Annotated in this window: 12 protein-coding genes; 7 read left to right on the top strand and 5 right to left on the bottom strand. The window is 45.4% G+C overall.

The window, feature by feature from the left end; all coding sequences use genetic code 11:
- The first annotated feature begins 107 nt into the window (after window positions 1–107).
- The 6 genes from FEM33_RS26050 to FEM33_RS26025 all read left to right on the top strand — a co-directional run bounded on the left by FEM33_RS26050 (window position 108) and on the right by FEM33_RS26025 (window position 5904).
- The gene (locus FEM33_RS26050; protein WP_139014893.1) at window positions 108–770 is read left to right on the top strand and encodes an ABC transporter ATP-binding protein; all 663 of its coding nucleotides are present in this window, start codon (window positions 108–110) and stop codon (window positions 768–770) included.
- Window positions 771–802: 32 nt separating this feature from the next.
- Window positions 803–2113 (top strand): TolC family protein, encoded by a 1311-nt coding sequence (locus tag FEM33_RS26045; RefSeq protein ID WP_139014892.1) that lies wholly within the window; start codon window positions 803–805, stop codon window positions 2111–2113.
- 202 nt (window positions 2114–2315) lie between these two features.
- A complete protein-coding gene (locus FEM33_RS26040) occupies window positions 2316–2975 on the top strand; it encodes a hypothetical protein (RefSeq protein ID WP_139014891.1) in 660 nt (219 codons plus the stop codon).
- Between the two features lie 7 nt (window positions 2976–2982).
- Entirely contained in the window at window positions 2983–3660 is a 678-nt protein-coding gene (locus tag FEM33_RS26035) for a hypothetical protein (protein WP_139014890.1), read from the top strand.
- Window positions 3661–3747: 87 nt separating this feature from the next.
- Window positions 3748–4443, top strand: coding sequence for a GDSL-type esterase/lipase family protein (locus tag FEM33_RS26030; protein ID WP_139014889.1), 696 nt, complete (start codon window positions 3748–3750; stop codon window positions 4441–4443).
- Window positions 4444–4560: 117 nt separating this feature from the next.
- On the top strand, window positions 4561–5904 hold the full coding sequence (locus FEM33_RS26025; protein WP_139014888.1) for an FGGY-family carbohydrate kinase: 1344 nt from the start codon (window positions 4561–4563) through the stop codon (window positions 5902–5904).
- 3 nt (window positions 5905–5907) lie between these two features.
- On the opposite strand, the gene recG is transcribed toward FEM33_RS26025, so the two are convergent.
- A complete protein-coding gene (gene recG / locus FEM33_RS26020; RefSeq protein WP_139014887.1) occupies window positions 5908–8028 on the bottom strand; it encodes an ATP-dependent DNA helicase RecG in 2121 nt (706 codons plus the stop codon).
- Window positions 8029–8160: 132 nt separating this feature from the next.
- Between recG and FEM33_RS26015 the strand changes: the two genes are divergently transcribed.
- Window positions 8161–8664: a DUF2911 domain-containing protein gene (locus FEM33_RS26015; protein ID WP_139014886.1), complete on the top strand. Its 504-nt coding sequence runs from the start codon at window positions 8161–8163 to the stop codon at window positions 8662–8664.
- A gap of 199 nt (window positions 8665–8863) precedes the next feature.
- On the opposite strand, the gene FEM33_RS26010 is transcribed toward FEM33_RS26015, so the two are convergent.
- The 4 genes from FEM33_RS26010 to FEM33_RS25995 form a co-directional block, all read right to left on the bottom strand.
- Window positions 8864–9415, bottom strand: a complete 552-nt coding sequence (locus FEM33_RS26010) for a hypothetical protein (RefSeq protein WP_229214432.1) — start codon at window positions 9413–9415, stop codon at window positions 8864–8866.
- Window positions 9416–9473: 58 nt separating this feature from the next.
- A complete protein-coding gene (locus tag FEM33_RS26005) occupies window positions 9474–9848 on the bottom strand; it encodes a diacylglycerol kinase family protein (RefSeq protein WP_139014885.1) in 375 nt (124 codons plus the stop codon).
- The gene (locus FEM33_RS26000) at window positions 9823–10503 is read right to left on the bottom strand and encodes a DUF1361 domain-containing protein (RefSeq protein WP_139014884.1); all 681 of its coding nucleotides are present in this window, start codon (window positions 10501–10503) and stop codon (window positions 9823–9825) included. The genes FEM33_RS26005 and FEM33_RS26000 overlap by 26 nt, the downstream gene beginning before the upstream one ends.
- Window positions 10504–10595: 92 nt before the next feature.
- Window positions 10596–11504: an SMP-30/gluconolactonase/LRE family protein gene (locus FEM33_RS25995; protein WP_139014883.1), complete on the bottom strand. Its 909-nt coding sequence runs from the start codon at window positions 11502–11504 to the stop codon at window positions 10596–10598.
- Window positions 11505–11515 lie beyond the last annotated feature (11 nt).

Genomic DNA, 11515 nt, shown 5'->3' with positions numbered 1-11515 from the left:
GAAACTCTTTGGCTATCAACAGCTTAATATTCTGGCAAGCCTTTTTAAAAAAGATAGTCATCAGAGAAGCGGGTATTTGCACCTGAATTTTCAATTACAGTTTTTATATGATCAAGTTAGACAAGATTTCGAAGTATTATCCGGCAGGTTTTGGCAAGACGTATGTTCTGCGCCACATTGATCTCAACATCAAAGAAGGTGAATTTGTATCCATCATGGGGCCGTCCGGCTCGGGAAAATCAACTTTGCTGCATATACTCGGTTTGCTGGAAGAGCCCTCGGAAGGTGAATATCTTTTTATGGACGAACCCGTTCAGAAACTTTCCGAAAAGAAACGCACGGAGCTGCACCGCCATCATATCGGCTTTGTTTTTCAGGCATATCACCTGATTGACGAACTGACGGTCTATGAAAACATTGAAACGCCATTGCTTTACAAAGGAACTCCGTCTTCGGAACGAAAAAGCCGCATTGCTGAACTGCTCGACCGCTTTAATATGGTTGCCAAAAAAGACCTTTTTCCGCATCAGCTTTCAGGCGGACAACAGCAGCTGGTGGGCGTGGCAAGAGCCATTGTACACAACCCGAAAGTAATTTATGCCGACGAACCGACCGGAAACCTGCATTCCGAACAAGCCATTGAAATCATGGAATTATTTCAGAAACTCAACAAGGAAGACAAAGTGACCATTGTTCAGGTGACGCACTCGGAAGTAAATGCAGGTTACGGAAACCGGACCGTGCGGTTGAAAGACGGCTGGCTGGCATGAGACGCTACGAGCTTCAAAAAAATTTAACAGCTATGAAACATTTACTTTTACTTTTCTGTCTGCTGCCGCTGTTTACAAAGGCACAGAATACGCTGAGCCTCGCCGAATGCGTGGACCTTCTGGTAAAAAACAACCTTACCTATCAGCAGAGCAATTTACAGGCCGAAGCTTCACAGGCACAGCTGAAGCAGACAAGGTCACAGATATTGCCGCAGATCTACATTGCCGCAGACCAGAGCCTGAACGTCGGGCGCAGTATTGACCAGTATACCAATGCGTATATAGACGAGGTTTACAGTTACAACGCCATCGGAACCGGGCTGAGAATTCCGGTTTTTCAGGGATTTAAACTTCAGAACCAGATTCGTCAGGGTGTGCTGCTGAAAGAATCCTTTGAGGAAAACAGAACGGCGGTCCTGAATGCACAAACAGTACTGCTCATGCAGGGTTATGTAAATGTGCTGGCGACCAAGTCATTGCTTGAAGCTGCGGACCAGCAGGTTGCATCTTCACAGCAGCAGGTGGACCGTGTTGAAAAACAGGTGAATGCCGGCGTCGCAGCCTCCAATCTGTTGTTCGAGATCAAGGCGCAGCTTGCCAACGACCGTTTTGATCAGGTTACGGCACTGAACAATTACCGTACGGCGCGGCTCGCCTTGTTTCAGCGGATCAACATTGCGCCCGACGACAATGTGGAATTTGAATCGCTTGCCCCGAAAGATACTACGCAGCACTCCGACAATGCAGTTGCCATTTTTGAAGATGCGCAAAAAACGTTTCCCGAACTGCGCAGCGCCGAACTGTACCGCCAGAGCTTTGTATATCAGGTAAAATCCATAAAAGCCGAAAATTATCCTTCCATATTCATGGGCACCAATATCCGGGCTTTTTACGCTTCCACCAACACGAACCTGGATTACTTCAAGCAACTGAACGCAACCCGAAACGGATCTTTAAGCCTGAGCCTCAACATTCCGATTATGGGCCGCTGGGTTACGCGCCCGAGAATCGAACTTGCGAAAGTACAGGAACGGCAGGCGCAGAACACACTCGATGTGACCAACCAGCAATTGCGGCAGGCCATAGAACTGGCCGTACTGAACCTGAACGCAATGGCCGACAAATACGCCGCGGCGCAGGGACAGGTGGAATCGCTTACTGCCAGCTTTGCAGTTGTGGAAAGCAAGCTGAACGCCGGAGTCGCAAACATTTTTGAGTACTCACTTGCCAAAGCCAATCTGGCCAAAGCACAGGCAAATGCCATTCAGGCAAAATACGGTTTTCTGATGCAGCAGAGGTTGTTACAATATTATCGTCAGGGAAACTGGGAAGGCGTTTTCTGACCTTGAAAAATACAGCATTATAAATGCCGGGAAACCGCCGGCCAATGTTTTGCACAGACAGTTAGGTTAAATTTGGTATCGGTAATTTTTAGAGGCAGCTTATTGGCTGCCTCTTTTATTATATTTTTTGTTAAATAAAGCTAAATAATAATACAGTTACTTAAACATCTGTATCTTGCTTGTATCAACTAAAACAACGGTCATGAAAAAACTTCTTCTAATTGGCCTGCTCGGCATATTTTGCCTTGCAGGTGAAACAATGGCGCAAATTCCCGCGGGAACGCGGTATCGTGCCGCCACGCTGAGCTTTCAGGGCTCTCATCAAAAAGGCAAAAATGCTTTTTCTGACAGCAGAAACAGTTCTGTATCTTTCAGTCCTTCTGTTCAGTTTGGCAGGTTTACCGGCAACAATAAAATGCTGGGTCTTGGCCTGGGTGCAAATTTCGATTTTTTAAAAGGAACAGACACGGCTCCAAACGAGGATATGAACCGCCGTTACATCAATGCGGCATACACTTTATCGCCTTTTATCCGGCATTACAAAACATTAAATGAAAAATGGTATGCCTTCCTGAATACTTCGGTTTATGGTTCTTATCTGAGGTCAGCACTGCTGAGTAACGATATAATGGAAAAGTATACTAAAAACGGTTACGCTGCCGGGCTAAGCGTTGTGCCCGGCATTGCTTATCGTCTCAAATCAAGGTTTGCGCTGGAAGCGGATGTGAACTTACTGTCACTGGGAATCGGGTACAGACATATGAACGACACTAACTCCATCACTTTTAATTCAGCTGTAACAACCGGACTGACAAGCTATTTTTCTTTAAGGGCATCGTGGTATATTCAAAAAGCAAACTAACTCAGCTATGAAAAAGATCTTCATTTTTACCCTTATGCTGCTGTTCTGTACAGCCGGCTACATACATGCGCAGTTTGCAGGAAAAAAATTTATTTCCGGTGCAGCCAGCATTGATTTTTTCAACCACAATCCCGATCTGACAGCTTCCACAAACGGATATAATTATAACATCAGTATTCAGGCCGGAAAATTCAAATCCGAAACAAGAGCCAGCGGCTGGAACCTCAGCCATTCTTTAACCGGCGGAAAAACAGTTTTCAACAATAATGAAAACGTGGAAACTTATAAAGGCATCAACAGTCTGGGTTTTAGCATTGGCCGCTTCTGGCAATATTACAAGCATTTCAACAACAAACTGGGTGTATTTGCAGGACCGAACATAGACCTTGGCTATACTTTTGCAAAAGGCCCGAGTTCAGAATATAACCTTCCCAACACCCAAGGCCACACGATTGCGCTTACGGCCGGGCTTAGTGCCGGAATGTATTATCAACTGTCGGAAAAATGGTGGATAACGGCTTCGCTTGCATTTTCAAACCCGGTTTTCGTATCCTATTCGGCTTTTGAATCAACACAGCAGGGAACGGATGAAACGATCCTGACAAATACTTTCAATTACAAATTTGCACCCGCTATCAATTTTCCTGCGGTAGGACTTGGTTTCCGGTATTTCCTGAAAGAGTAAAAACTTGGGTGTTTCTTCAATTTTTCGGCCCGGGATCATTAAAAAGTGGACATATATGCCTTATTTGCTATATCCATTTTATGAATAATGAAAAAATACCTTTTGATTTTTGCCTTACTCTGGCTAAATGCTTGTCATAAACCCAGTTACACAAATCTGAGTACGCCGTGGGAACCGGATTACAAGGTTGACAGGTCAGAGAATGCGATCAGGGAATTTGAAAATCAGGATATGCAGCAGATGCCGGCGGCCGGCGGAATTGTCCTGACCGGAAGTTCGTCTTTTACAAAATGGAAATCTGCCGGCAAAGATCTGGCGCCGTTACCAATTATCAACCGTGGTTTTGGGGGTTCCACTTTTCCGGAAGTCATTTATTATGCCGATCGTACGATCACGAAATATAAGCCGAAAACCGTGGTAATTTACTGCGAAAACGATATGTTTGGCTCGAAAGCAAAAACGCCGGAACAAGTCCGGGATGCTTATGTCACGCTTGTTAAACTGATCCGCGATAAATTGCCGGACGTCCAGCTTTACGGCGTTTCACTGAAACCTTCCCCTTCCAGATGGGCAAAGCGGGATGATGTCATCAAGGCAAACAAGCTTATTCAGGATTATATAAAAAAGGACCGTAGGCACGGATATATCGACGTATGGCCTGTTATGCTGAAAGACGGAAGGCCGGACCCGGCTATTTTCGTAAGCGACAGCTTGCATATGAACGACGAAGGTTACCGGCGCTGGACCAAAGTCCTGAAACCGGTTCTTGAAAAAACAGCCTGAAAATCCAGGGCTGACGGTGAATTCAGAAAGTTAAAGAAGTAAGGGTATTCGTTTTAACGTAAGTCACATAAGAACGGAAACATTCTCCGGGTTTGAAGTGGCATAGCATTTAAATTAATGAAATTAACAGCGGTTTTTGACATTGGCAGGACCAATAAAAAGTACGTACTTTTTGATGAAAAGTATCAGATTGTAGAAGAATTCTCCGAGTCGCTGCTCGAAACGACCGATGAAGACGGTTTCCCGACGGAGGACATAGAACTTCTGACCAACTGGGTAAAAAGTCGCTGGACCGATCTGCTGAATAATCCAGAGTATGACATCAAAGCAGTGAATGTGGCTGCCTACGGAGCGAGCCTTGTACACCTGGATGCTTCGCACAAACCGCTTACACCGCTTTACTCTTACCTGAAGCCATTCCCGGAAGCTCTGCTGAACCAGTTTTACAGTACATACGGCGATCCGACCCGAATATCATTGCAGACCGGCTCGCCCGCCATGGGCATGCTGAATTCGGGCATGCAGCTTTACTGGCTTAAATACACGCAGCCGGAAATTTACAAGCAGATCGCCATGACGCTGCATTTGCCGCAATACATTCTTTATCTGCTGACCGGAAGAAAAGTAAGCGACTACACTTCACTGGGCTGCCATACGGCATTATGGAGTTTTGAAATGTGGGATTATCACGAATGGGTAAAAGCAGAAGGCATTCACAAGAAACTGGCGCCCGTTCTGGCTTCCTCATCATTTATTTACCGCAACGGAGACAAAGGAATCCAGTCAGGATTTGGTCTGCACGACAGCTCTGCTGCGTTGATACCATACCGTATGGCTGTTAAAAAGCCGTTTGTGCTGCTTTCAACCGGAACCTGGTGTATCAATTTCAATTCCTTTACTTCCAAGCCTTTAACTTCTTACCAGCTCGAACGGGATTGCATGAATTACCTTACGCCCGAAGGCAGCGGCGTTACGGCATCGCGGCTTTTCCTTGGAAGGGAGCACGATTATCAGGTAACTCGCATTGCAGAGTATTTCCGTGTCGCACCGGATTTTTATAAAAGTGTTAAGTTTGACGATGAAATTCTGAAAGCGGATACGCCCAAGTTTTATCCTGCCTGCATGACAGGCAACGGGCCGTTCCCGGAACCAAGCCCGATGGAATGGCAGGTAAGTGCTTTTGCTTCCGCAGATGCTGCATACCATCATTTATTAAAAGGACTGACGGATATGCTTTCTGTTTCACTGGAACTTGTCGGCGTAAATGACGTACAAGCTATTTACATTGACGGCGGATTTGCCAGAAATGAAATATTCACAAGACTGATTGCACGCAATTTCCCGAACCATACCGTACATGCCACAGACCTTCCGTATGCGACTTCGCTTGGTGCTGCGCTGCATGTTACGCGTCCGCAGAACTTTGAGTTTTTAAATGACAACAGGGAAATCAAGGCATAACCGTTAACTGATCCTGCTCCAGTTCGTTTCCTCTTTACGCAGATTTGCCAGATGAAGGCGTATAGGCTGGTTAATTGACTGGAGCAGCTCGGGATCTGATTCAAGAATGGCTTCTGCCGAAAGCCTGGCTTCTTTCAGAATCTGTCCGTCCTTCGCAAGATTGGCAACCAGCAGATCCACAAGGCCGCTCTGCTGCGTTCCTGAAAGATCACCCGGGCCTCTGAGCTGAAGATCCACTTCCGCGATTTCAAAACCGTCGTTGGTACGGCACATCGTTTCAATCCGCAATTTGGTGTCTTTGCTTATCTTGTAATCCGTAATCAGGATACAGTAAGATTGCTCCGCGCCGCGCCCTACCCTTCCGCGCAACTGGTGAAGCTGCGACAAACCGAATCTTTCCGCATTTTCGATGACCATTACAGATGCATTGGGAACGTTTACGCCTACTTCAATAACCGTAGTTGCGACCATAATTTTTGTTTCCTGACTAACAAAACGCGCCATTTCGTAATCTTTATCCTTTGACTTCATCTTGCCGTGCAGAATACTCAGCGGAACATCCGGAAAAGACCTTGAAACGCTTTCATACCCATCCATCAAATCCTTAAGGTCCATCTTTTCAGATTCTTCGATCAGCGGATAAACCATGTAAATCTGTCTTCCTTTGGCAATTTCATCTTTCAGGAACCCGAAAACAGAGGCGCGGTGTGCGTCATATCGATGCACCGTTTTGATTGGCTTTCGTCCTGCCGGCAACTCATCAATGGCTGAAATATCCAGATCCCCGTAAAGCGTCATCGCAAGTGTTCTCGGAATAGGCGTTGCGGTCATCACAAGCATGTGCGGGTTGATACGCGGGTTTTTAGCCCATAATTTTGCCCGTTGCGCGACGCCGAAGCGGTGTTGTTCATCAATAATGCACAGCCCCAGATTTTTAAACTGCACGATGTCTTCGATCAGCGCATGCGTTCCGACCAAAACCTGCATGGAACCGTCCAGCAGCTGCTGATGAATTACTTCTCTATCTTTTTTCTTCGTTGATCCCGTCAGTTTTCCGAGATTGATCCCGAGCAAATCCGCAAATTTTTTCAGGCCCATGTAATGCTGATCGGTAAGAATTTCGGTTGGTGCCATCAGACATGCCTGCGCATCGTTGGACAGTGCAAAGAGCATCGTGATGAAAGCCACAATCGTTTTTCCCGAGCCTACATCGCCCTGCAAAAGTCTGTTCATCTGCTTGCCGGTTTTCAGGTCTTCATGAATTTCCTGCAAAACCCTGATCTGTGCATTCGTTAGACTGAATGGCAGATGATTGGCATAAAATTCCCTGACCAGATCATTCTTACTGAAAACAAGGCCCGGGTATTCGGTTTTGTGCAGCAGCTTGTTTTTGATCAGCCGGAACTGATTGTAAAAAAGCTCTTCAAATTTCAGCCTTCTCTGCGCCTGAACAAGCCATTGCTGACTTTGCGGCAAATGATAATTCCAGAGCGCGTCTGCTTTTGAGACCAAACGATATTTCTGGACAAGGTTTTCAGGAAGTGTTTCACGAATGTGCTGATGGGCAATTTCAAGCAGATTCCGGATTATCCGGCTGAGCGTACGGCTATCCAGAAAGCGTTTGCGCAGCTTTTCAGTTAGTGGATAAACCGGCTGCCAGAAACCACCGTTTTCATTTTCCGGCGTCATCAGGTCAATGTCGGGGTGCGTCATGCTCCACCTTCCGCCGAAAGCAACGGGCTTGCCGTAAACAATGTATTCCGAGTTGGGCCGCAGGCTTTTTTCATACCATCCGATACTCTGGAACCAGACCAGTTCCATGATGCCCGTTCCATCCGTAAAATAAGCTACCAGCCGTTTTTTTCCGCCTTCGCCTACGGTTGTCATTTCGCGCAGCCTTCCTTTGATCTGCGCTGCGGGAAGCTGCTCGCTCAATTCACTGATTTTGTGAAAAACAGTGCGGTCCTCATGCCGGAACGGATAATGCTGAATAAGGTCTCCGTATGTAAAGATATTCAGTTCCTGATTCAGCAAAGCCGCTTTTTGCGGGCCAACGCCTTTCAGGAATTCGATTTTGGTATCGAAAAAACGGGTACGTACCGGTGGATTGTTTTCAGAAATCATTATTCAAATATACAATCTAAAATCACTTATCAGGAATGAAAGCGAAAAGGCTTGCTTCACAACTTTTCAATAGCGTAATTCGTTACTGCAAAAATCCAGTTTCATCAAAACCAGTTTATTATTCATTATTTTATGAAAACAACATTTTTAACGCTGTTCCTTACATTCATTGCATTTACATGGGCATCTGCACAAAAAAGCCCCAGAGTAACTGCAAAAGGTGAAAACGTAACCATTGCCTATGGCCAGCCATCCAAAAGAGGACGTGTGCTTTTTGGTAACGCAGGAAGCGGAAGCCTTGAACCTTATGGAAAAGTATGGCGGATCGGTGCCGACAGCGCTACGGCAATCACGTTCAAGAAAGACGGAATGTTTGGCGGCAAGGCAGTTAAAGCAGGAACTTACACATTCTTTGCAATTCCAACCGAAAAAGACTGGACCATTATCCTGAACAGCGAAGGAAACCAATGGGGTGCTTACAAATATGAAGAAATCAAAGGAAAAGATGTGCTGAAAGTAACGGTTCCAAACAAGACTTATCCGTCTTCACAGGAGAAACTGACTTTTACAGTTAAGAACAATTCTCTTGATTTTCAATGGGATAAATCAGGTTTTTCGGTTCCCTTGAAATTTTAAGTTTTATAATTACGAAGCAAAAAATGCCTGTGCTGTAAAGTGCAGGCATTTTTGTTTTGCAGAGAAAATTACAAGAACAGCCTTTTTCCAGTCAAAGCAAGATTGTATTAGCTGTAAGCAAACGGCAATTTAAATGCAGTGTAAAAAATCAAGAAAAGTCAACCTCTTCTTACATCTTACAAAATACATCTCACCAAAATCACTTTTCCGCTTTCATTAAAATCATGGCATCACGGTTTCTCAGCCAGACGGCCTGATCGCGCTGGTTATTGGCCTGCATCGTCAGAGCGGAGGAAACTATTCCTGTTCCCAGCGATACCCAAAAGAATGTACGCAGATTGTCCCTGTTGCCTGAGACAAGCGAAACAATTGATCCGGCAGAACCAGCCAGTGAAACTAACAAAGCAATATTTCTTGTCCGTTTTGATTTCAGGTATAATTCCAGCCCGCCTGGGGAAATCATGAATTCGCTGCGCAGGGCTTTTCCGCCGGAATAAATGACATTGTTTTTTACAAAGCTGTTGCCGCCTCTCAGGTAAATCGTTTCCTTATCGTACCATTTCCGGGTAAGCTGCAAAGTGCTGTCAGCAGAAAGCTGAGCTCTGCTTTCGAAGGTTGTCAGCAACACAAAAGCACCCGTTATGCATGCAAGCCTGCGACTATGCCTACTGCTGAACAGCAGTTGGAAGTAGCGTGCTGTAAAACAGCGAATCCTATGTAATTGTTGAAGATAATCCTGTTCTGGATGCATGGCAGCTTAAAAGTGTTTCACCCGAAGGCGCATGAATGTTGAGAATTTGATAACCGGATCAGAAAAACAGCAGTACTTTCGGGATAAAAATAATTCCGCCTACAATGACAGCCGAAATGGCAAGAATAAGCACTGCGGCAGCGGCTGTATCTTTTACTACTTTAATTCCGGGATGATATTCAGGTGAAACGACGTCTGCCAGTTTTTCAACGGCTGTATTAACCGCCTCCGCAGACCATACAAGCCCGATCTGGATAACCAGCAATGACCATTCGGCAGCTGAAATATCAAAGTAAACACCTGCAATAACGACGAATATACAGGCAAGCAAATGGATGCGGGCGTTGTTTTCGTATCGGAATAAATTATAAATACCTACGCCGGCATATCGAAAGCTACGCACAGCTTTAAGAATATTTATGGGTCCCTTCATGCTTTTTGAGTTCGGCGAAAATATGGAACGCAAAGTACAACAACATCATTACGAACGAAAACGTAAAAGTATGTTTTATTGCAAACGGGTCCAGCACACGGCTTGTTATTCCTTGTAAAAGTGCTATCGGCTGCGTCACAATATCCCAGCTGTTCCATCTGCCATACCGGCCCAGGTATACGCCAAAACCGCCGAGAAGCATAGAAATCATCACCACAAGCCAGGCAACTGCATGATTCCAGCGATGTGCAAAAATGCGGTGTACAATCCGGATGCTGTAAAGACCGGCCAGAAAGCCTGCAACTGAAAAATTGAAAAGCATCAGTGCATCATACCAGATCATATTTTGCGGAACGCTGCGAACGTATTTCAGATCCGTTATGATGTAAGGTGCATTGGGAAAGAACAGAAGCCAGATCAGGAAACAAACGATCAGCAGCCATAGCGGAAGCCTGCGCCTGATTTCATATGACCAGACCATTTGAATAAACAGCAATGGCACCCAGGCAAGAAACAGGTTCCAGACAAGAAATATAAAATCCCAGTCGTAGCTGTAAATACGAAAGGCAAGCAGCGCTACGGCAGAAAACGAAACAATGGAAAGCAGGGCAATATTCAGATTTCTCTGAAGAAAACAAAACTGTTTTTCATACATAAATATAGCGTGTGTAAAGAACTGTGAAGCAATTCAAGAGTAGCTGAAAACCTGACCAAAAAGACTTTCAAAAATGATCGTTGAAGATCATTCTACTTCTTTTCAGAAAAAGCCTTCATCATGGCCCATTCCCTTCCGGCAGATTTGGCCTGAAAACTTTCCAGACATCCGCGGTCCTGAAGCGTAATGTAGCAGGTTTTTCCATTGCGTCCGCCAAAGCAGATATTGGACACTTTCTTGCCAATGGTTTTAATGGTCTGGATTACTTTGCCTTCGGGTGAAAGAACGGCTACTTCACCGACGCCGTGCCGTGCAATGTACAAATTCCCGAGAATGTCGCACCGCATGCCGTCCATACCGCCGTCTTCAAAATGGTAAAGCAGTTTTTTATTGGACAAAGTGCCGTCTTCAGCCAGATCAAAAACCCAGACATTTTTCTGGACGCTTTCATTGACATACAGCTTTTTCTCGTCCGGACTGATGTCAATACCGTTGGTGGTACCCATGTTTTCAGCGGCGATCTTTGTTTTACCATCGGGTGAAACATGCCAGATCTGGCCGGTATTCTCTTTCCAGTTCGGATCGGAACAGAAAATGTGCCCGGAGGCTGTAATGGCAAGATCGTTGGGCTGATTCATTTTCGGTTCATTGGCAAAAACGGTCGTCTCTTTTGTAAGAAGATTCACTTTCAGCACATTGTGCCCTGTAAAATCAGCTACATAAAAGGTGTTTTCATCGCCAAACCGGATTCCGTTCCCGGTGCTTCCTTTGGGAAGCGTAACAAAAAAGCTGGCATTTCCTTTCTTGTTGATCTGGGCGATAGTACCGTCGCGCGCAAAATTGACTGCATATACGTTTCCGTCCTTATCAACTGCAGGCCCTTCGCAATTGCTTGTAAATTCACCTTCGTTGGAAAAGTTCTTGCTTTTGGTCTGTGCAAAGGATGGTTGCGCCAGCAATAACAAAATGGCATAAAAGACGAATGCTATAAGTTTGTTCATAAGACTGAATG

Origin of the sequence: Dyadobacter flavalbus (assembly GCF_006149045.1) — a bacterium.
Classification (GTDB): domain Bacteria; phylum Bacteroidota; class Bacteroidia; order Cytophagales; family Spirosomataceae; genus Dyadobacter; species Dyadobacter flavalbus.
Note: the sequence above shows the minus strand (reverse complement) of the source record. Positions and strands in the feature narration are given on the sequence as shown.